General features: G+C 63.0%; 20 protein-coding genes. 11 read left to right on the top strand and 9 right to left on the bottom strand.

Annotated elements, in window-relative coordinates; genetic code table 11:
* The first annotated feature begins 4 nt into the window (after window positions 1-4).
* Window positions 5-1201 (top strand): ABC-type transport auxiliary lipoprotein family protein, encoded by a 1197-nt coding sequence (locus M9H71_RS15930; RefSeq protein WP_455405935.1) that lies wholly within the window; start codon window positions 5-7, stop codon window positions 1199-1201.
* On the opposite strand, the gene M9H71_RS15925 is transcribed toward M9H71_RS15930, so the two are convergent.
* Entirely contained in the window at window positions 1161-1478 is a 318-nt protein-coding gene (locus M9H71_RS15925; protein WP_455405967.1) for a c-type cytochrome, read from the bottom strand. The two genes, M9H71_RS15930 and M9H71_RS15925, sit on opposite strands and share 41 nt — an antisense overlap.
* A 195-nt stretch (window positions 1479-1673) precedes the next feature.
* Between M9H71_RS15925 and aadR the strand changes: the two genes are divergently transcribed.
* Both aadR and M9H71_RS15915 read left to right on the top strand, forming a co-directional pair.
* Window positions 1674-2393, top strand: a complete 720-nt coding sequence (aadR, locus tag M9H71_RS15920) for a transcriptional activatory protein AadR (RefSeq protein WP_455405934.1) — start codon at window positions 1674-1676, stop codon at window positions 2391-2393.
* 49 nt (window positions 2394-2442) lie between these two features.
* Window positions 2443-3681, top strand: a complete 1239-nt coding sequence (locus tag M9H71_RS15915) for a cyclic nucleotide-gated ion channel (protein ID WP_455405933.1) — start codon at window positions 2443-2445, stop codon at window positions 3679-3681.
* Window positions 3682-3693: 12 nt separating this feature from the next.
* On the opposite strand, the gene M9H71_RS15910 is transcribed toward M9H71_RS15915, so the two are convergent.
* Window positions 3694-4017: a hypothetical protein gene (locus tag M9H71_RS15910; protein WP_455405932.1), complete on the bottom strand. Its 324-nt coding sequence runs from the start codon at window positions 4015-4017 to the stop codon at window positions 3694-3696.
* Window positions 4018-4157: 140 nt separating this feature from the next.
* Here M9H71_RS15910 and M9H71_RS15905 point away from each other — a divergent pair, with 140 nt between their 5' ends.
* A complete protein-coding gene (locus tag M9H71_RS15905) occupies window positions 4158-6269 on the top strand; it encodes a molybdopterin oxidoreductase family protein (protein WP_455405931.1) in 2112 nt (703 codons plus the stop codon).
* Between the two features lie 70 nt (window positions 6270-6339).
* Here the strand turns inward: M9H71_RS15905 and M9H71_RS15900 are convergent, their stop codons facing one another.
* Both M9H71_RS15900 and M9H71_RS15895 read right to left on the bottom strand, forming a co-directional pair.
* On the bottom strand, window positions 6340-6624 hold the full coding sequence (locus M9H71_RS15900; protein WP_011159765.1) for a hypothetical protein: 285 nt from the start codon (window positions 6622-6624) through the stop codon (window positions 6340-6342).
* A gap of 463 nt (window positions 6625-7087) precedes the next feature.
* The gene (locus M9H71_RS15895; RefSeq protein ID WP_455405930.1) at window positions 7088-7435 is read right to left on the bottom strand and encodes a hypothetical protein; all 348 of its coding nucleotides are present in this window, start codon (window positions 7433-7435) and stop codon (window positions 7088-7090) included.
* A gap of 348 nt (window positions 7436-7783) precedes the next feature.
* Here M9H71_RS15895 and ureG point away from each other — a divergent pair, with 348 nt between their 5' ends.
* Window positions 7784-8416: an urease accessory protein UreG gene (gene ureG / locus M9H71_RS15890; protein ID WP_455405929.1), complete on the top strand. Its 633-nt coding sequence runs from the start codon at window positions 7784-7786 to the stop codon at window positions 8414-8416.
* Between the two features lie 244 nt (window positions 8417-8660).
* Complete coding sequence (locus M9H71_RS15885; RefSeq protein ID WP_455405928.1) at window positions 8661-10328, top strand: CHASE domain-containing protein; 1668 nt, start codon at window positions 8661-8663, stop codon at window positions 10326-10328.
* A 180-nt stretch (window positions 10329-10508) separates the two neighbouring features.
* Here M9H71_RS15885 and M9H71_RS15880 read toward each other — a convergent pair whose 3' ends face one another.
* Both M9H71_RS15880 and M9H71_RS15875 read right to left on the bottom strand, forming a co-directional pair.
* Window positions 10509-11054, bottom strand: coding sequence for a sigma-70 family RNA polymerase sigma factor (locus tag M9H71_RS15880; RefSeq protein WP_455405927.1), 546 nt, complete (start codon window positions 11052-11054; stop codon window positions 10509-10511).
* A gap of 1 nt (window position 11055) precedes the next feature.
* On the bottom strand, window positions 11056-11283 hold the full coding sequence (locus M9H71_RS15875) for a NepR family anti-sigma factor (protein ID WP_455405926.1): 228 nt from the start codon (window positions 11281-11283) through the stop codon (window positions 11056-11058).
* A gap of 203 nt (window positions 11284-11486) precedes the next feature.
* Between M9H71_RS15875 and M9H71_RS15870 the strand changes: the two genes are divergently transcribed.
* Together M9H71_RS15870 and M9H71_RS15865 are read left to right on the top strand one after the other, a co-directional pair.
* A complete protein-coding gene (locus tag M9H71_RS15870; protein ID WP_455405966.1) occupies window positions 11487-12293 on the top strand; it encodes a response regulator in 807 nt (268 codons plus the stop codon).
* Window positions 12294-12548: 255 nt separating this feature from the next.
* A complete protein-coding gene (locus M9H71_RS15865) occupies window positions 12549-13070 on the top strand; it encodes a hypothetical protein (RefSeq protein WP_455405925.1) in 522 nt (173 codons plus the stop codon).
* A 136-nt stretch (window positions 13071-13206) separates the two neighbouring features.
* Here M9H71_RS15865 and M9H71_RS15860 read toward each other — a convergent pair whose 3' ends face one another.
* Entirely contained in the window at window positions 13207-14307 is a 1101-nt protein-coding gene (locus tag M9H71_RS15860; protein WP_455405924.1) for an AI-2E family transporter, read from the bottom strand.
* Between the two features lie 204 nt (window positions 14308-14511).
* Here M9H71_RS15860 and M9H71_RS15855 point away from each other — a divergent pair, with 204 nt between their 5' ends.
* From M9H71_RS15855 to M9H71_RS15845, 3 genes are all read left to right on the top strand, one after another.
* Window positions 14512-15285 (top strand): L,D-transpeptidase, encoded by a 774-nt coding sequence (locus tag M9H71_RS15855; protein WP_455405923.1) that lies wholly within the window; start codon window positions 14512-14514, stop codon window positions 15283-15285.
* Between the two features lie 26 nt (window positions 15286-15311).
* Entirely contained in the window at window positions 15312-15977 is a 666-nt protein-coding gene (locus M9H71_RS15850; RefSeq protein ID WP_455405922.1) for a DUF2865 domain-containing protein, read from the top strand.
* Between the two features lie 427 nt (window positions 15978-16404).
* Complete coding sequence (locus M9H71_RS15845) at window positions 16405-16566, top strand: Thivi_2564 family membrane protein (RefSeq protein ID WP_455405921.1); 162 nt, start codon at window positions 16405-16407, stop codon at window positions 16564-16566.
* 136 nt (window positions 16567-16702) lie between these two features.
* Here the strand turns inward: M9H71_RS15845 and M9H71_RS15840 are convergent, their stop codons facing one another.
* Window positions 16703-16903, bottom strand: a complete 201-nt coding sequence (locus M9H71_RS15840) for a CsbD family protein (protein ID WP_455405920.1) — start codon at window positions 16901-16903, stop codon at window positions 16703-16705.
* Between the two features lie 194 nt (window positions 16904-17097).
* Window positions 17098-19272: a malate synthase G gene (locus M9H71_RS15835; RefSeq protein ID WP_455405919.1), complete on the bottom strand. Its 2175-nt coding sequence runs from the start codon at window positions 19270-19272 to the stop codon at window positions 17098-17100.
* Between the last annotated feature and the right edge of the window lie 217 nt (window positions 19273-19489).

Here is a 19489-nt window from a genome sequence, read left to right as displayed (position 1 = left end):
GCCCATGGAAACTCGCGCTCCTTTCGTGATCGTCGGTGCGTTCGTGCTCGCAGCGATCTTCGCGGTGTTCGGCTTCGTGTTCTGGTTGCACAACACCTCGGGCGTCGGCGCACGCACCAGCTACCACGTTCAATTCCGCGACCCGGTGCCGGGGTTGCTGGTCGGCGCCGCGGTGCTGTTCAACGGCATCCGCGTCGGCGAGGTCACAGCGCTGGGGCTCGCGGCGGATGATCCGCGGCGCGTCGACGTGACCATTGCAGTCGCGCCATCGACGCCGGTCCGGCCGGACACCAAGGTCGGGTTGGATTTCCAGGGATTGACCGGCGTGCCGGTGGTGGCTCTCGAGGGCGGCAAGCAGCTCACCGGATCTGCGATCGCCACCACGCTGGTCGCGGAGCCGGGCGCCGGGATGAGCATGACCCAGGCCGCCCGCGAGGCGCTGCGCAAGGTCGATACCGTGCTTGGCGAGAACTCCGGGCCGCTGAAAGACACGATTGCGAATCTCAAGACGTTCTCGGAGTGGCTGTCGAGCAAGACTGGTAAGCTCGACGGCATCCTCGGCGGCGTCGAACGGATGACCGGCGCCAACGAGCCGGTGGTCAAGAAGGTGGTGTACGACCTGTCGGCTGCGAGCGGATTCCCGCCGCCGTCTCCGCCGCTCAAGGGACAGCTCACCATTCCGGAATCGAACACGGTGGTGCTGTTCGACAGCCAGAAAATGCTGCTCGCGCCCGGGCTCGAAGTCCCGGCATTCGCCGGTGCGCAATGGAGCGACAGCCTTCCGAAGATGTTGCAGGAAAAGCTGATCCAGAGCTTCGAAAACTACGACATCGCCCACGCTCCGATGCGCCCCAACGATGCCGTGCAGCCGGACCATCAATTGTTGACCGATATCCGTAGCTTCCAGGTGATCGGCGAGGGCGAACGCCTTCGCGCCGAGATCGCTTTCAGCGCCAAGATCATCGATAAGGACGGCAAGCTGGTCGCGGCGCGACTGTTTCAGCAGACGACGCCGCTGGACAAACCGGAGCCGGCTGCGGCGGTCACCGCGTTCGACAAATCGTTCGATACGATTGCCAAGGAGCTGGTGCCCTGGGCCGCGCAGGCGCTCGCGTCCGGCCGTGCCGAGGCCGAGCCGGCGTCGGAGACCAGTCGGCCGCCTACCTCTCCAAGGTCTTCAGGTACGATAAAAGGTCGTTGATCTCGTTCGGATCGAGCTCGAAGGCCGGCATCCGCGGGTGGCCGGTATAGATGCCTTCAGCGAACGCCTCGGCCAACGTTTCGATCGGATACCGCTTGTGCAGGGTGCGGAACGGCGGCGCCTGTTCGAGCCGACTTTTGCCGGAGCGCCCGATTGCATGGCAGCGCGCGCAATGCGCTTTTGCAAAGCCCAAGCCCCGCCTTTCCGACGGGGTTGCCGCAGACCCTTGGCCTGCCAGCATCATTAGGATCGCCGCACCGGCGAAAAGGCGTCGCATCAAGCCGTCCGCTCGGTAGAACAGGTCATCCAACAACAACTTGCACGATGCATGTGGGGCGTGGCATGACCTTGATCTGTGTCAAGCTGGCTTGACGATTTGCCGACATATTAGCTTTTCTGGCGCAACGGGGCGGTCAGTCGACGGCGATGCGCGCCAGGATTGGTTCTGTCTGGCGACCGCATGGAGTGATGGATGCCGCATCTCGCTTACCCGACCACGACCTGCGATGGATTTCGGTGTGAGACGCATTGCGCGGTGCGCGGGTTGGCCATTTGCGGCGAACTCGCCCCGGCCGAGCACGAGGAATTCGAGCGTCTCGCCCAGCACGTCCGCTATGGGCCGAAAGAGGCGCTGTTCTCCGAGGACGAGGTCGCCGATTCGGTCTACAGCCTCGTCGAAGGCATTGCCCGCCTGTACAAGCTGCTGCCCGACGGCCGTCGCCAGATCATCGGTTTCGCGCTTCCGGGCGATTTCCTCGGCATGGCGCCCGGCAATCGGTACTCGTTTTCGGCTGATTCCATCGGCGGCGTGACCGTCTGCAAGTTCTTCCGCGGACCGTTCCTGCGCTTCATCGAAAATCGCCCACATATGCTGCTCCGCATGAACGAGTTCGCCACCCGCGAACTCAGCCTCGCGCAGGACCAGATGCTGTTGCTCGGTCGGCGCTCGGCCGAGGAAAAGGTCGCCGCCTTCCTGGTCGGTTGGCGGGAGCGGCTTGCCCGCCTCGAAGGTGTCACCAAGACCGTCAGCCTGCCGATGGGCCGACAGGACATCGCCGATTTCCTCGGCTTGACCATCGAGACCGTAAGCCGCACCTTCACCAAGCTCGAACGGGAAAAACTGATCGTGATCGTCCCGGACGGCGTGCGCGTGCTGGACCCGAAACGCTTCGACGCGCTCGCCGCGGCCTGAACCGTTGAGCCGTCGTCGCGCGCCCGTCGGGATCCCACCCGAGGCGCCAATGCGCGACGAAACGCCGGCCTATCTCGCAGTCAGGCATTACTGCTACGAAATCCTGGAATCCCAGGCCCAGACCTCGCGCATGGGCGTAGCGGTCAATCGCTTTATCGTGTTCTTCATCGTGCTCAGCGTCGCGGTCACCGTGACGGAGTCGGTGCCGGCGATGCGCGACGGCTACGCCGTGGTGTTCCGGGGCATCGAGCTGATCTGCTTGGTGGTGTTCTCGATCGAATACTACATCCGGATCTGGATCGCTCCGGAGCATCTTCCCTATCGCCACATGAGCCCGCTACGCGCTGGGCTCGCCTACATGCTGAGCCCGCAGGGCATCGTCGATTGCCTGGCGGTGATGCCGCTGTGGGTGGCCATGCTCGGGTTCGACGATCTGCGCGTGCTCATCATCCTGCGCGTGTTGCGTGTGCTGAAATTCGCGCGCTACTCGTCGGGGATGCGGTCTCTGCTGGAGGTGCTGGAAAGCGAGCGGCGGGCGCTGATGGCCTGTCTGGTGATCCTCGCCTGCGCGACCTTGGTCTCGGCGACCGCGATGCACATCGCCGAAGGCAACGTTCAGCCGGAGAAGTTCGGCACCATTCCGGATGCGATGTGGTGGGCGATTGTGACGCTCAGCACGATCGGTTATGGCGACGTCGTGCCGGCGACCGGGGTAGGGCGGATGGTCGCGTCGGCCACCATCATCTGCGGCCTGATCATGATCGCGTTGCCTGTCGGTATCGTCGCCAATGCGTTCTCTGAGGTGATCCACCGGCGCGATTTCATCGTCAACTGGAGCATGGTCGCGCGGGTGCCGCTGTTCTCGCACCTCACCGCCGGCGACATCGCTCATATCATGCAGCTTCTTCAAGCACGTCAGATCGATCGCGGCGAAGTCGTGTTCCGTCGGGGCGAGCCCGCCACCGCGATGTATTTCATTGCCGAGGGGGAGATCGAAATCGAACTCGGCCCCGAGGACAAAGGCCGCCGGATCAGGCTCGGCACCGGGCACTTCTTCGGTGAAATCGCCGTTCTGAATCGGGTGGAGCGTTCTGCGACGGTCAAGGCGGTGTCGCGCACGCGGCTGCTGGTGCTGGACGGAGCAGATTTGCGCGCGCTGATTGCGCGCGAGCCGAGTATCGCGCGCAAGATCAACGAAATCGTCGAAGGCCGCACCGGTCGTAACCTCAACCTCGAGATCGCCGATCTCGAGGGGCAGGCGGACGTGACGCTCGGGGAGAGCGCCTGACACAAGGCGGGCTTACTCGGCCGCCATCGCGAACGAGCTGTGCCGCAGTCCGCCGTCGCGGAGACGCCTCTTCGGAAATTCGCCCGGACGCGCCAGCGACCGCTGTGCTGCCAGAAACGCCATCACCTTGTTGCCGGCGTCGGCGAACGATGCGCCGGGCGGCAGGCCAAACTTGCGGCAATCCTCCGCCGACAACGTCTGCTTGGCGTGGCGCAGCGCCATTGCGGGGCCCCACCACCAGCCGGGCGCGGGGGCGCGATCGCCCGCCGGAACTGCTCGCCACGCGGCTATTTCCTGCGCCAAACGGTTGAAATCGATGTTTTGTGCCGGTTGCATGTTGCGCATCGTCCTTGTTGAGCCGGCATAACGAACGGACCCGTGAAAAAGTTGCAGCCCGCCCGGTGAAGACCTTCGCTTTGCGAAGCCATGGTCCGCTACCGTTCTCAGCCGCGAAAACTCGTGATAACGGTTCGCATATGAACCAGCGCGCCGCGGTCGACATCCGCCACTCCACCTGTCCGCATGATTGTCCGTCGGCCTGTGCGCTCGACGTCGAAGTGATCGACGGCGCGACCATCGGTCGGCTGCGCGGCTCGAAGCGGCAGACCTACACGGCCGGCGTGGTCTGCGCCAAAGTCGCCCGCTACGCCGAGCGCATCCACCATCCCGATCGGCTGATCTATCCGATGCGTCGGACCGGTCCAAAAGGCTCCGGGCAGTTTGCCCGTATTTCCTGGGACGATGCACTGGACGAGATCGCCGCGCGGTTTCAGGCCGCCGAAGCGCAGTTCGGCGCGGAGTCGGTGTGGCCTTATTACTATGCCGGCACCATGGGGCTGGTGATGCGCGACGGCATCAACCGTCTCGCCAACGTCAAGAAATACTCGCGGTTCTATTCGACGATTTGCGCGAACGTCGCCTGGGCCGGCTATGCGGCGGGCGTCGGCAAGGTTGCGGGTGTCGATCCGCGCGAAATGGCGAAGTCGGATCTGATTGTCATCTGGGGTACCAATCCGGTTTCGACCCAGGTCAATGTGATGACCCACGCCGCGCGTGCCCGCAAAGACCGCGGTGCCAAGATTGCCGTCGTCGATATCTACGACAACGAAACGATGCAGCAGGCCGACATCCGGATCATCCTGCGTCCGGGCACCGACGGCGCTTTCGCCTGCGGCGTGATGCATGTTCTGTTTCGCGACGGCCTCGCGGACCGCGCCTATATGGCGCGCTACACCGATTGTCCTGAGGCGCTGGAAGCTCATCTGGCGACCCGGACTCCGGCATGGGCCTCGGCAATCTGCGGCGTGCCGGAGGCGGAGATCGAAGCCTTCGCGCACGCGGTCGGCAGTACCAAGCGAAGCTTTTTCCGTCTCGGCTATGGCTTCACCCGCAGCCGCAACGGTGCCGCCCAGATGCACGCTGCACTGTGTATTCCGGCCGCGACCGGTGCCTGGCAGCACGAAGGCGGCGGCGCATTCTTCAACAACGGCTCGATCTTCGGCTTCGACAAATCCTTGATCGAAGGATTGGATCAGCTCGATCCGGCGACGCGGATACTGGATCAGTCGCAGATCGGTCGCGTCCTCACCGGCGATGCCGAGGCGCTAGCCGGCGGCGCACCGGTCAAGGCGATGCTGATTCAGAACACCAACCCGATGACCGTGGCGCCGGAGCAGGAGCTGGTTCGTGCCGGCTTCGCGCGTGAAGACTTGTTCGTCGCGGTGCACGAACAGTTCATGACCGAGACGGCGCTGATGGCCGACATCGTACTGCCGGCGACGATGTTCCTGGAGCACGATGATCTGTACTACGGCGGCGGTCATCAGCACATCTCGGTCGGCGCGCGGCTGATCGACCCGCCGGGTGAGTGCCGCTCCAACCACGAGGTGCTACAGGGGGTCGCGCAGCGGCTCGGCGTCGCCCATCCGGCGTTTGCCATGACACCGCGGGAAGTCATCGATACGACCCTGAAAAGCAGTGGCTACGGTGGTATCGAGCAGCTCGAGGCCGATCTTTGGCGCGATCTGCAGCCGGATTTCCGCGCGTCGCACTTTCTCGACGGCTTCGGGCATCCGGACGGCAAGTTTCACTTCCGCGCGGACTGGGGCAACGTCAATCTGGCACGCAAGCTGCGGCTCGGGCCGTGGCAGGCGATGCCGAGCCTGCCGGACCACTGGGCCGTGACCGAAGAAGCCGACGCGGAGCATCCGTTCCGGCTCGCGACCAGTCCGGCCCGGAGCTTCCTCAACTCCACCTTCAATGAAACGCCCTCGTCGCAAGCGCGCGAGGGTGAGCCGAACGTGATGATGCATCCGTCCGACGCGGGCGAGATCGGTGTCGGTGACGGCGATATCGTGATGCTGGGGAATACCCGGGGGGAAACGTTGCTCACGGTCCGGTTGAACAGTGGACTGCGGCGCGGCGTTCTGGTCGCCGAATCAGTGTTTCCGAACCGGACTCATCGCGGCGGACGCGGAATCAACATCCTGACCAGCGCAGAACCGATCGCGCCGCACGGCGGTGCGGCGTTCCACGATAACAAAGTCTGGGTCAAAAAGGCTGCTGCGCCGCTCGCGAAGCGCGACTGATAGGGCCGGATGAGCCGGCCCTGGCCTGCGATCGGCCGTCGTAGTCGCTTCGCGAGCTGCGCGTTCAGGCTCAGCGCTGGTGGCCGAGACCGATACCGAGCTTCAACGCCTTCTGGCGCAGCGAGCCGACGGTCCGATTGGTCAGACGGGCGATTTCCGCCACCGGAGTGCGCGCCTTCGAATGCGCCTTCAGCTCCTTGATGTCTTCCTTGGTGTATTCGCGGCGAGTGATCTTGCCCTTCTTGGCGGCCTTGGCCTTGGTAGCGGTCTTCGCCGCGGCCTTGGTCACGACCTTCTTGGCCTTCTTCGACTTCGCTGCGGTCTTCGCAGTCTTTGCTTTCGCTTTCTTTGCCACGCGTAGGCTCCTTTAGTGAAGCGCCCTTCTACTACACTCATTTCGTGCCGACAATTCAGAAATTGAGAATTTCGAACTGATCGAAGCGGCTTCGGTTAGCGTTAGTTTAAGGTTGTGTAGTTGCCAATCGGGCGGAAATAGGTACTCGCCGCGTAGTGACAATCGTCGTTTCGTCGAATTCGCCGCCGTTGATCCGCCTCAAACGACTGCAAATCAGCGCCGGCTCTGCTGGCTGCCGCGTTTTCTCGCAAAGCGGAATCCTGCCGCCAAAGAGTGCGAATCGGCGGTTGTTCGCCGTGTATTTCCTGAAATCGTGCTGCTGATGGAGACGATTTGTCGCGAATGACGAGGTCTGAGCGCTGCTGCGCTTAGTGCCTCGACGGCGACGTGATTGCTCGACCAAAGGTGTAACCGGGACTCTTCGGCAGGATAGTCGGCGCAGCGAGGTGCGAATCGAGATTGCTTAGCGGGGGGATTTCGCGTCAGGCGCGAGTTCGGCGCGAGCGCGGGCCAGGGTGCGCTCGTAATATTCCTCACGCTCCTGCTTCAACCTGATCTGCAGATTTCGGAAGGCAGCAATGCGTTTTGCGATTTCGTCGCGTTCGTCGAGGGCTTTGGTCGCGTTCTGCTGCTGTGCGGGATCGCCAGAGAGCAGCAGCGCAGGAGCTGTGTTCTGGTCTTGATCGTCTGCGGTCTCAGCAACCGCCGCATGCTGCGCGGCATCGTCGGCCCGCTTTGCAGCGGCTTGCTGCTCAGGGCTGTTACCGCTTCGCTTCGGGATTTCTTTGTCCGGCAGTTGCGATGACGTCATTCTGTCCCCAGCGGGCATCATTGAAGTGCTGATCAGGTGCGTCAATTGAAATGAGCCCTGCCAGAACTGCAGTAGTGGATAAGATATGCGCACGGTTGCGGTCGTGTGCGGTACTCGGTAGCCGGTCTCCAACATCGGGAGGAGGTATGGCGGAAAGCGATCTTCATTTCTCGCGTATCGAGCAACTCGCCACGCCACGGCCAAGACCACCGAGATGTGCGCTGCCTATCTCGGCTGTTGCCGGCTTGCAATATCACGCAGCATCGTTCTTAGTCGCATGGCGGTGCATTCCGAGCGTTCGAACGGCCTTCGGGTCCGCTCGCACCGAGGTCTCAGCGGAATTCCAACATGTCTGATCATCACGGCCCCCTTCGCGTCGGTATCGGCGGCCCGGTTGGCTCCGGCAAAACCGCGCTGATGGATCTGCTCTGCAAGTCCATGCGCGAGCGCTACGACATCGCCGCGATCACCAACGACATCTATACGAGGTGGGACGCCGAATTCCTGGTGCGCTCCGGGTCGCTGACGCCGGATCGGATCGCCGGAGTGGAGACCGGCGGCTGTCCGCACACGGCTATTCGAGAGGATGCTTCGATGAATCTCGCCGCCGTCGCCGAGATGCGCGGCAAGTTTCCTGGCCTCGACCTCGTGCTGATCGAATCCGGTGGCGACAATCTGGCTGCGACATTTTCTCCGGAACTCGCCGACATCACCATTTACGTGATCGACGTTGCCGCCGGCGACAAGATCCCTTCGAAGGGAGGCCCGGGTATCACGCGGTCCGACTTGCTGGTGATCAACAAGATCGATCTGGCTCCCTACGTCGGCGCCTCGCTCGACAAGATGGATACCGACGCCCGCCGGATGCGCGGTGCGCGGCCGTTCGTGATGACCAATTTGAAGAAAAGCGAAGGCCTGGACCGCATCATCAGCTTCATCGAGGAGAAGGGTGGCCTGATCCCCCGTGGCAAGTCGGCTTGAAGCCTTCGCGGTCGACGAAAGCTCACTCCGCAGTGAGGCGTTCGCGGGCCGATGTATCGTGTTTGTGATCGGCGGCGTCGGAACCGGACTTGGGGCCGTTGTGTTGAACCGCTCTTGAAAAGAAGCCCCGACGCGCAGTCCTCAGGGATCATTCGGTTGCGTTGCAGTCGATGTCTCTGCATGGTGGAGGGCGATACCTTGAATACGAGAGGCGGGCGCTCCGCCTCGGACAATGAGTAAGAGCGTGGTTAGGCTTGGCTTCATCATCGGCTTGATCGCTGTTATCGGGGTGGTGCTGTCAGGCTTTTCCGCATCCCGGGTGTACGAGCAGGAAGCGGCGATCCAGCGGATCGCTCTCGGCCGGGCCATCGATGTTCATGCCAGTCAGGTTCAGGATCGCCTCACCGAGCGGGAGCTGCTCGGCCGCGTCGCGTCGGGACTGTTCCGCAAGCCGTCGGTGATCAAGGCCGACATGCTGCAGCCGCTGCGCTCCTCGATCTACACATTCAAGACAGATTTCGTGTTGGCGACCTGGGTCGCGCGGTTGAAGCCCGACGAAGTCACGGCTGCGGAAGAGGAGCTCACCAAGGCGGGCTTCCCGGATCCCACCGTCCGAGAATACGACGGCACGCCGCTCGAGGCGAGCAGCGATGCGGTCCCGCTGGACGTCGTCATGGACGTCGAACCTCGCAATCCCGAGACGATGGCGCTCACCGGCCGAATGCTGGACCACGATCCTGTACTCGGGCGTACATTCGCGCGCGCGTTGGCTGAAGGTCAGCCCTTCGTCTCCGATCCGGTGCCGTTGACGCGCAATGGTCCGATCGGTGTCGTGCTGGCTGCGCCGGTGAAGAATCCCGACAGTTCGGACACCGTCGGTTTCGTCACCTTCTCCTATAATCTGGCCACGCTGATGCTGACCAACGACGATTTGTCGTTGTTCTCAGTCGTGCTCAAGGATCCGGGCCGGGATGGATACGAGCTGGTCGCCGACGATAGCGGCGAGGTGACGACGCGCGCGGTTCCGGACGGCGCGGCGCCGATGATCACACGGACCGTGACGTTCGGTAACCGCGATTGGTCGCTCGCCTATTATCCCAAGATCGACCCCTACGACCGCGCGCAGAGAATGGCGCTGTTGATCGGCCTTGCCGGTCTGGCGCTCACGCTGATCATTGGCGGCCTGTTCGGCTACGTCAGCTACAGCAATATTCGGCTTCGGCGCGAGATCCAGATGCGGATCGGCTTCGAACGTCGTCTGACGGCGGTGATCGATGAGCTCAATCACCGGGTGAAGAACATCCTGGCGGTGATCCAGTCGATCGTGACCCGAACCTTGCGCCATGGTTCTGATGTCGACGTCGCTCGGGAATTGCTGATTGGCCGGATTCACGCGATGTCCAACGTGGTATCGCTGCTCAGCGAAAGCCAATGGCAGGGCGTGATGCTGAAGGGGCTGTTCGAGGGGCGCGCGATTCCGCATGCGGACCGGATCGAGATCGATGGGCCGGACATCGCGGTCAGCGCCCGTGCCGCACAGAGCCTGTCGCTGTTGTTCTTCGAGCTGGCGTCGCATTCCGACGAAGGGCTGGCCGTGGTCGGCAAGCACCCGCGGGTGGTGGCCAGTTGGTCCGTTGCCGGCGACGACAAGGATGCGACCTTCCACTTCCGTTGGGAGGAATTCAACACCAGCGCGGCGACCCGGCGTCCAGACAGTGAGTTCGGGATCATCCTGCTTGATCGCGTCGCGCCGGAAGCGCTCGGCGGGACGTCGAAGCGGTACTTCACCGACATCAGCTACGTCTACGAGCTGAATGCGCCGCTGGAAACGGTCGTGGATGTCAATGAGCGCGACCGCACCGGTCAGATCACCGCTCCGGTGCGGCCGGCTGCTAAGCCACGCAAGCGCTGAATCAGAAGAAAACTTTGGCGTCCACCCGGCGACCTGCGTCCGGTCGATGCGGAATCGACTCGTGCGGGCGAGGGGCCCTTTTCAGGGCCGTCCTCGCACGCGTGTCTTTGTGGGGTTGGCCGTGCGACCTTCGCTCGACGTCGTCAATTTGCGATCGAGCAACCGGTCGATCGGTGGCGGCTAGCCGTTGCCGCCGATCACGGCGCGCACCGTGTCGTCCGGGCCGAAATCTTCGGCGCCTTCGACATAGAGCAGCGCGCTGAGTTTAGACCGGGCACGGTTCACTCGGCTCTTGATCGTGCCCACCGCGCAGCCGCAGATCGCGGCGGCATCTTCGTAGGAGAAGCCCGAGGCGCCGACCAGGATCAGTGCTTCCCGTTGATCCTGCGGGAGCTTGTCCAGGGCGGTCCGGAATTCCTCGAACTCCAGATGCGCGGTCTGTCCAGGTTGCGACTTCAGCGTTTTGGCGTAGCTGCCGTCGGCATCCTCCACCTCCCGGCGCCGCTTGCGATAGTCCGAGCGAAACAGGTTGCGCAGGATCGTGAACAACCAGGCGGGCAGGTTGGAGCCCGGCTGAAACGAGTCGATGTTGGCCAGCGCTCGCAACAAGGTCTCCTGGACCAGGTCGTCGGCGCGATCGGCATTGCCGCTCAGCGAGATCGCGAACGCGCGCAGGCTCGGCACGGCGGCGAGGATGTCGTCTCGAAGGGAATCAGTGAGAGGCATATCAATCCCTCCCCTCTGTCGTACTCGTGGCACCCGCGGCTTGCGCTGCTTCCTGGGGATCATCCAGCTTCTTGATCAGCTCCGCGAACCTGTCAGGAACGCCCTGGCGAACGACGTCGTCGTACATCGCGCGCAACTGATGCCCGATCCGAGCCTGGATCTCCGCGTTGAGACCTCCCTTGGAGCCTGGAGCCGACTTCTTCATGGTTTGAGCCTTGAATTCTTGCATGACTGATCCAATGTGTTCCCCATGGTCAAGTCCCCTGAACTTCGAGGGTTTTCCTTGATCTGTCGCCGTTTACCGGAGCCTAATGCGGTCCCGGCGTGAAAGTTCCCGCAGGGAATGGAACTTTGGATCAGCTCGGGCGTAGTTGCCCTCGCAGAGGTGCAGGCCCGCCGCAGGCGTCGGCCGAGATGACTGATGGAGTGGGGATGTCGAGATCACAGGTTGTTGCCGAGCATTTGCCCTTGCTGCGCCGCTACGCGCGCGCCCTGACCGGAAGCCAAGCCTCCGGTGACGCCTATGTGGGCGCGATGCTGGAGGCGCTGCTCCAGGACCCGGCCCTGCTCGACGAGCGGCATGGCCCGCGGGCGGGTCTCTTCCGTCTTTTCACCCAGATCTGGAACTCGGTCGCGTTGAACGACGATACCGATGTGGCGACCCTGCCGATGCCGACCGAGCGCCGGCTGTCGGCGATCACGCCGCTGCCGCGCCAGGCCTTCTTGTTGCTTTCGCTGGAAGGCTTCTCCGAGGAAGAAGTGGCATTCGTGCTTCAGGTCGACGTCGTCGAGGTTCGGCAGCTCGTCGATACCGCGGGCCGCGAGATGGCCGAGGATATCGCTACCGATGTCCTGATCATCGAGGATGAGACCTTCATCGCGATGGATATCGAGAGCCTGGTCAAAGGGCTCGGTCACAATGTCATCGGCGTCGCACGCACGCACGCAGATGCGATCGCGCTGGCAAAGACCAAGAAGCCCGGTCTGATTTTGGCCGATATTCAGCTTGCTGACGGCAGTTCGGGTCTCGATGCGGTTAACGAATTGTTGCGAACCTTCGAAGTGCCGGTGGTGTTCATCACCGCCTATCCGGAGCGTTTCCTCACCGGCGAGCGGCCCGAGCCAGCCTTCCTGATTTCCAAGCCGTTCCAACCGGCAATGGTGTCCGCGGTTGCGAGCCAAGCGTTGTTCTTCCAGCGCAATTCACGCAATCGCAAGCCGAGCGCCGTCGCTTCCTGACATTTTCGCGTCTGCACAAAGTCAGCGCCGTCCGGGTGAACCCGGGCGGCGCTTTCATTTTGCGTTGCGACGAATGTCACCAACCGTTTGGAAATACTGGCCCCGCTAAAACAGGCAGAGCGCCGCTGGCATCACACAGCGGCGCTCTGTCCAGCCGGTTTCGTAATTCGGGGAGGGGGGACTCGACCGGCGCCTGTTGAACGCCGATGTGATCGGAACGTTCCAGTCAACTGTTAAAATCGTTAACACGCTCAGTTGATCGATGGTTATCGAACCGCTGCGCCCCCTGCGCGATTAATCATTGCGGGCGTCGTTAACGACGTTGTCACGGCCTCCGCACCAGGGAAAGCGGCACAACGCCTGCTACAACAAAGCGGCAAGATCACCATGTCACAGATCGTGCGGGGAATTTTGGGCGCCCTTGCTATCACCGGGACGCTCGGCGTAGCGCAACTGGCGGTCGGCGAAGACCTCGGCCGTGCGAACCTCATCCGGCAAGCATCGATCGCACCAGCGGTTCAGGACGTCAACCGCTCGACCAAAGCCGACCGGACAGTGACGCCGCTCGCGACGCAGCCGGGACAGACTTTTGCGGTGACGTTGATCGGACAGTCCGTGCTCGTTCGGATTCCGCAGGAGCAGATCAGCGGCGCCTTGCGCGCGCCGGAAGTGAAACGGCAGATGATGGCGCCGAAGCCGATCGTCGCTTGCGAGCCGGTGGTGAGCGTTCTGACCGAGGTCGCCAAGCAGCTCGCGCCGGGCCGATGCGTGGCCTGATGCTCGCCGGCTGACCGTCCGGACCTCACATCCGTTGTCGAACCGACATCCGCCCCCTTTGGGCGGATGCTTGCGTTTGAAAGGACCCGGATCCGCGGTAGCGGACAAGACGAGCCCTAGGTCGGCTCAACTGGGCTCAGCTGCCAGGAAGCTGTGGAGAGTCGTCCGGCATCAGGTGCTCTTTCAGCACCAGACCGACGATCAGCAGGGGCGACGCGAGGAAAGCGCCCATCGGCCCCCAAAGCCAGCTCCAGAACGCGATCGCGATGAAGACCGCCAGTGCATTCAGCGAAAGACGGCGGCCGATGACAGTGGGCGTGATGAAGTGCCCTTCAATGAAGGTCAGGCAGGCGAAGCCGAAAGCGGCTAGCAGCCCGGCGCCGAGTGTCGGCATGCTGACGATCCCGACGACGCACAGGATCAGGAACATCACGAACGGGCCGATGATCGGGATGAAGTTGAGCGTTGCCGCCAGAGCTCCCAGACCGGCGGGGTTCGGCATCCCGGCTACGGCGCAGATCAAGCCGGTTGCGGCGCCATAGCACAGATTGATCACCGTCACGGTCATCAGATAGGAGCCGAGGCTGTCCTCGAGTTCGTTCAGGATCCGCAAAGTCCGAAGCCGGGCTTCGCGCTCGGTGAACAGCATCACCAACGCCCGACGCAGGCCATGCCAGCTCGCCACGAACAGCACCAGAGTCACCAGAAACAGCATGATTTCGGTGAGCGTGGGGGAGAGAAATTCGACCGTCGGCTGCATCCAGTCGATCTTCGGCATCTGCATGGTCGGCGGCGCCAAGGTCTCGGCCCCACCCAATGCCGATTGGATCTGCCGCCACATGGCCACGGGCTTGTCGAGAACGTGAAGCTTGTCGCGCAATAGCGAGCCGAGCTCCGGGAGCCGGTTGGTCCACTCGATCAGCGGCACCGAAATCAGTCCGATCATGAAGGTGACGCCGGCCAGGCCCGCGAGCACGATCAGCACGGCGCTGACACCGCGCGGAATTCGCAAGCGTTCCAAAAGGCTCGCGACCGGCGACAACATCGTACCGACCACGAAGGCGGTAACGATCGGAAGGAAGAACGGTTTGCCGACGTAGAGCAGGCCGATCACAAAGATCACCAACAACGCCACCAGGGCGAAGGCGACCACCTCGGTGCGCCTTATCAGCGGTGGCCGGTCATCGGGGCTCTCGGGCAGCGGTGTACCTGGAAGCTCGGCTGGAAGACTGCGCACAAAAGTACCCCCAGCGACTGGATCGAACGGCCTTGTAGTCAGTCGCCGCTCGCTACGGCACTCGCCTTAAACCCATGTTGTCGCGGAAAGTTCCCCCGAGTTCTTTGCCGGCTTCGGTAGAGCGGTAGGGAACGGTTTGGGATGCGGCGACGTTTGTTAGCAGCTCGTGTCGAGACGACGCAACTAACAGGCGGGGATGCGATCATGATCACTCTTTCGAACACATCGACTTACGGCCGGTCGCCGACGCGCGTTGCGCGCCGCTGGCTGCTCGGTGCGGCGACGGTCTTGGTCGCGGGCGTCCTGTCTGCCGGTGGCGCATCGGCGCAAACGCTTGGCTACGCGGCTGCGCCGGAGGCCGGCCCGTTTACGACGGGGGACGAGGTTCTGGTGTCTCCGACGGATCAGGCCGACGACGCCGCCGTGGGCGACGAGGATGCGCAGCTTCCCGATCGGCTCCGCCGTACCGTCGTCAGCTATCCGTCCCGGGAGCCGGCCGGCACCGTCGTGATCGATACCGCCAATACGTATCTGTATTATGTGCTCGGCGGTGGCCGGGCGATCCGTTACGGGGTCGGTGTGGGGCGCGAAGGCTTCACCTGGTCAGGCGTTCAGACAGTCACCCGCAAGGCAGAGTGGCCGGATTGGCGGCCGCCGGCGGAGATGATCGCGCGTCAGCCTTACCTGCCGCGCTTCATGGCCGGTGGGCCGGGCAATCCGCTCGGTGCACGGGCGATGTATCTCGGTTCGACTGCCTACCGCATTCACGGCACCAACGATCCCTCGACGATCGGTAAGTTTGTGTCGTCGGGCTGCATCCGCCTGACCAATGAGGACGTCGAGGATCTGTTCAGCCGGGTCGGTCTCGGGACGCGGGTGGTGGTGCTGCCGAAGTCCGCCTCCCACCCGATCGAAGCGCGCGCGACGTCGCGGCCGGGTCGGCAGGCGATGAACATTTCAGTGTCGTCGATCGACTAACGCCAGAAAGCGACCGGAGATAGATCATGCGCAAGCTCAGTTCAGGCCGGATCGCAGTCGGCTTCGGCGTCGTCTTGGCTGCGGCCGCAGCGGCGCCGGCCGCCCATGCGCAGGACTTTTTCCAGGCACTGTTCGGCGGCTTCCAGGCGCCGCGCTATCAGCCGCGCATGCCGGCTTTGCCGTTTGCCGATGACGGTTATGCCCCTCAGACGCGTGAACGCCCGTCTCGTTCGAGCGCGCGCACCTATTCGGGCGGTGGTCAGGCGTATTGCGTCCGCAGTTGCGACGGCCGCTATTTTCCGATCTCGGCAACCGGCGGCGAGAGCAAGGCCGAGATGTGCAATAGCTTCTGTCCGTCGAGCGAGACCAAGGTGGTGTATGGCTCGTCGATCGACAATGCTCGCACCTCCAGCGGTAAGCCGTATTCGGAGTTGCCTAATGCGTTCAAGTACCGCACTGAGATCGTCGCCGGATGCACCTGCAACGGCAAGGATCAGTTCGGGCTCGCCAAGATTCCGATCGAGGACGATCCGACTGTGCGCAAGGGTGACCTCATCGCCGAAAAAGACGGGCTGATGGTCGCCGGCCGCAGCGCCTCAGGCAGCGACGGCAGAATCGCGCTCGCGCCTGCCTCCGGTGCGGATCATGTTCGAGCCGGCTATTCCAAGGTCCCGGTGCTGGCGCAGGACTGATTGTCCGCGCGCCTCATTGGGCAAATCGGCCCCCCGTCGGCCGACGCTGCTATAGCCACGGTTACAAACCTCGGCTCGCTAGGGCGCGAGACCGAGAATTGTGGTTGGCCCTGGCTATGAGATCGAAAGCGGCACCGGTGCTCCCATCCCTGAAGTCATCGTCCGGAGGCCCCGTCCCAGAGCACCTGATCCATCGCTCGAGGCTCGTAAAAGCTCCTGTAAGACTTGGGCCCTGCCTTCGCGGGGACGACAATCGAGATGGAGATGACTGAGAGGGGACGACAAACCCGAGCTCTGCGGCACGCTTCTGGTTGCAATCAGGCGCGATGCAGGCGGCGAAGGTGCGGACGTCAGTTCCGAGGCGGGAACCGATGAGCTTCTCGGCGATTGACCCAAGCGGAATAATCGCGGGTTGGAGCTAGGAAAAATGAGTGTCCTGATTGGAATTCTAATTACATTTCTCGTCATCATTCTGGTGCTGTACCTGATCAACATGCTGCCATTGGATGGTCGCGCCAAACAGATCGCACGGATCGTCGTCATCATCATCGGCGTCGTGTCGCTGCTGAAATATCTGGCGGTATTCTAAGTCATCGATCCGGCCGGGCATTTTGCCCGGCCGTTCTTTTTTCTGCGGCTTGTCGGCATTCGATTTCTGAAATGCCATTCAAATCAAAAAGCCCCGGCTCGCGCCGGGGCTTGTGTACGTCGACCTGTGAGGCCGATTACTTCAGGTTGGAGAACCAGTCGTCGACGTCCTTGCGGACCTGGTCCTTGGCGTAACCGTAGCGCTCCTGCAGCTTGCCTTCGAGCTGGTCGCGGCGGCCTTCGATCACGTCGAGATCGTCATCGGTGAGCTTGCCCCACTTCTCCTTGACGTTGCCCTTGAACTGCTTCCAGTTACCTTCCACGCGATTCCAGTCCATCTTGTCCTCCAGTGTTTGCATGCCGTTCAACGGGGAGCTTGGAGGATGGTTCCGGCTTTCGGTGCGGCAAGCGGTCACCAGAAATCGGCCTCGGGCACGCTTGAAATCGAACGTAAGTAATGAGCTACCAAAGCAAAAAGCCTCCCCCTTGCGGGGGGAGGCTTCGTGACGACGAAGTAACAAGTGTCGCCTGCTCAGCGCACCGTTTCCAGGTGCGCGGCCTTCGCCTCGCGGCGGCGTTCATGCAGGATGAACTCGGTGTAGCCGTTCGGCTGCGCCCGGCCCTTGAAGATCAAGTCGCAGGCAGCCTCGAACGCCACGCCGTCGAAGTCCGGCGCCATCGGCCGGTACAGCGCATCGCCTTCATTCTGCTTATCGACCACCACCGCCATCCGCTTCAGCGAGTCGAGCACCTGGTCTTTGGTGACGACGCCGTGATGCAGCCAGTTGGCGAGGTGCTGGCTGGAGATGCGCAGCGTGGCGCGGTCTTCCATCAGGCCGACGTCGTGGATGTCCGGCACCTTGGAGCAGCCGACGCCCTGATCGATCCAGCGCACCACGTAGCCGAGGATGCCCTGGCAGTTGTTGTCGATCTCTTGGCGGACGTCGTCCGGCGCCCAGTTCGAGTTCGACACCGGGATGGTGAGGATGTCTTCGAGCTTGGCGCGCGGACCGCCCTTGGCGAGTTCCTGCTGGCGAGCGATCACGTCGACCTGGTGGTAGTGCAGGGCGTGCAGCGTCGCAGCGGTCGGCGACGGCACCCAGGCGGTGGTAGCGCCGGCCTGCGGGTGGCCGATCTTCTGTGTCAGCATGTCGGCCATCTTGTCGGGGGCCGCCCACATGCCCTTGCCGATCTGGGCATGGCCGGGCAGGCCGTCGACCAGACCGGTGTCGACGTTCCAGTCTTCGTAGGCCTTGATCCAGGGCTGCGCCTTCATCTCGTTCTTGCGGATCATCGGGCCCGCTTCCATCGAGGTGTGGATCTCGTCGCCGGTGCGGTCGAGGAAGCCGGTGTTGATGAAGCAGATCCGCTTCGACGCGTTCTGGATGCAGGCCTTGAGGTTCACCGTGGTGCGGCGCTCCTCGTCCATGATGCCGACCTTCAGGGTGTTCGCGGTCAGGCCGAGCATCTCTTCGACGCGGCCGAACAGCTCGACGGTGAGGGCGACTTCATCCGGGCCGTGCATCTTCGGCTTGACGATGTAGACCGAGCCGGTGCGGCTGTTGCGGGTCTTGCCGAGGTGCTTGAGATCGTGGATCGCGATCAGGCCCGACACCGCGGCGTCGAGGAAGCCCTCCGGAATCTCCTGACCTTTATTGTCGAGCACCGCATCGGTCCACATGTGATGGCCGACGTTGCGCATCAGCAGCAGGCTGCGGCCGTGCAGCGAGATTTCCTTGCCGTCCGGCGCGGTGTAGGTGCGGTCGCCGTTGAGCGCACGAGTGACGGTCTTGCCGCCCTTCTCAAAGCTTTCCGACAGCGTGCCGTCCATCAGGCCGAGGGTGTTGCGATAAATCAGCACCTTGTCGTCGGCGTCGACCGCGGCGACCGAGTCTTCCATGTCGAGGATGGTCGACACTGCGGACTCGATGATCAGATCGGCGACGCCGGCCGGATCGTCCTTGCCGATAGTGTTGGTGCGGTCGATCTTGATCTCGATGTGCAGGCCGTTGTTGACCAGCAGCACGGCGGTCGGCGACGCGGCGTCGCCATTGTAACCGGCGAATTGGGCCGGCTTCTTCAGGCCGGTGGCGTTGCCATCTTTCAGCTTGGCGGAGAGCTGGCCGGAGATCACGCTGTAGCCGGTGACATCGCTGTGGCTGCCGGCGGCGAGCGGCGCAGCCTCGTCGAGGAACGCCTTGGCCTTGGCGATCACCTTGTCGCCGCGGGCCTTGTCGTAACCCTTGGCCTGGGTGGCTTCCTGCGGAATCGCGTCGGTGCCGTAAAACGCGTCGTACAGCGAACCCCAGCGCGCATTGGCGGCGTTCAGGGCGTAGCGCGCATTCGACAGCGGCACCACGAGCTGCGGGCCGCACAGCTTGCCGATTTCTTCATCGACATTGGCGGTCTCGACTGCGGCGGTCGCCGGCTCCGGCTGCAGGTAGCCGATTTCCTTCAGGAACGCGGTGTAGGCCGCCATGTCCTGCTTCTTGCCCTTGTTGGCGAGATGCCAAGCGTCGATCTTGGCCTGCAGATCGTCGCGCGTCTTCAGCAGCGCGCGGGTCTTCGGCGTCAGGTCGCGCAGGATCGCGGCGAGCCCGGCCCAGAATGCGTCGGGGTCTACCCCGGTCTTCGGCGCGGCCTCCTTGGCGATGAAGTCGAACAGGACGGGCGCGATTTTCAAGCCGTGGGCGTCAATACGATTCATTTTTGGATGTCTCGCGAGAAAACGGCGCGTGGGCGCCTTTTCAGGGGTCAAAATGACCGATCGCCGCTTGGCGGCGCCGGGTGCTCCTTTTAGCGTCAAAGGTCGCCAAAAGAGAAGGCCTGACCGCCGTGACGGGGCTTTCGATCCATCACGGACGTCGTGGTTCGTGGCGCGCGATACGGTCGAGCCCCGAGCGTGCCGCGTTTGGAATCATAAA

The organism is Rhodopseudomonas parapalustris, from assembly GCF_053772255.1.
This window is presented reverse-complemented; position numbering and strand designations above follow the sequence as displayed.

Coding starts and splice junctions, on each gene's coding strand:
- M9H71_RS15930 (WP_455405935.1), top strand. CDS start 5: ATGGAAACTCGCGCTCCTTTCGTGATCGTCGGTGCGTTCGTGCTCGCA.
- M9H71_RS15925 (WP_455405967.1), bottom strand. CDS start 1,478: ATGCGACGCCTTTTCGCCGGTGCGGCGATCCTAATGATGCTGGCAGGC.
- aadR (WP_455405934.1), top strand. CDS start 1,674: ATGCCGCATCTCGCTTACCCGACCACGACCTGCGATGGATTTCGGTGT.
- M9H71_RS15915 (WP_455405933.1), top strand. CDS start 2,443: ATGCGCGACGAAACGCCGGCCTATCTCGCAGTCAGGCATTACTGCTAC.
- M9H71_RS15910 (WP_455405932.1), bottom strand. CDS start 4,017: ATGCAACCGGCACAAAACATCGATTTCAACCGTTTGGCGCAGGAAATA.
- M9H71_RS15905 (WP_455405931.1), top strand. CDS start 4,158: ATGAACCAGCGCGCCGCGGTCGACATCCGCCACTCCACCTGTCCGCAT.
- M9H71_RS15895 (WP_455405930.1), bottom strand. CDS start 7,435: ATGACGTCATCGCAACTGCCGGACAAAGAAATCCCGAAGCGAAGCGGT.
- ureG (WP_455405929.1), top strand. CDS start 7,784: ATGTCTGATCATCACGGCCCCCTTCGCGTCGGTATCGGCGGCCCGGTT.
- M9H71_RS15880 (WP_455405927.1), bottom strand. CDS start 11,054: ATGCCTCTCACTGATTCCCTTCGAGACGACATCCTCGCCGCCGTGCCG.
- M9H71_RS15875 (WP_455405926.1), bottom strand. CDS start 11,283: ATGCAAGAATTCAAGGCTCAAACCATGAAGAAGTCGGCTCCAGGCTCC.
- M9H71_RS15870 (WP_455405966.1), top strand. CDS start 11,487: ATGTCGAGATCACAGGTTGTTGCCGAGCATTTGCCCTTGCTGCGCCGC.
- M9H71_RS15855 (WP_455405923.1), top strand. CDS start 14,512: ATGATCACTCTTTCGAACACATCGACTTACGGCCGGTCGCCGACGCGC.
- M9H71_RS15850 (WP_455405922.1), top strand. CDS start 15,312: ATGCGCAAGCTCAGTTCAGGCCGGATCGCAGTCGGCTTCGGCGTCGTC.
- M9H71_RS15845 (WP_455405921.1), top strand. CDS start 16,405: ATGAGTGTCCTGATTGGAATTCTAATTACATTTCTCGTCATCATTCTG.
- M9H71_RS15840 (WP_455405920.1), bottom strand. CDS start 16,903: ATGGACTGGAATCGCGTGGAAGGTAACTGGAAGCAGTTCAAGGGCAAC.
- M9H71_RS15835 (WP_455405919.1), bottom strand. CDS start 19,272: ATGAATCGTATTGACGCCCACGGCTTGAAAATCGCGCCCGTCCTGTTC.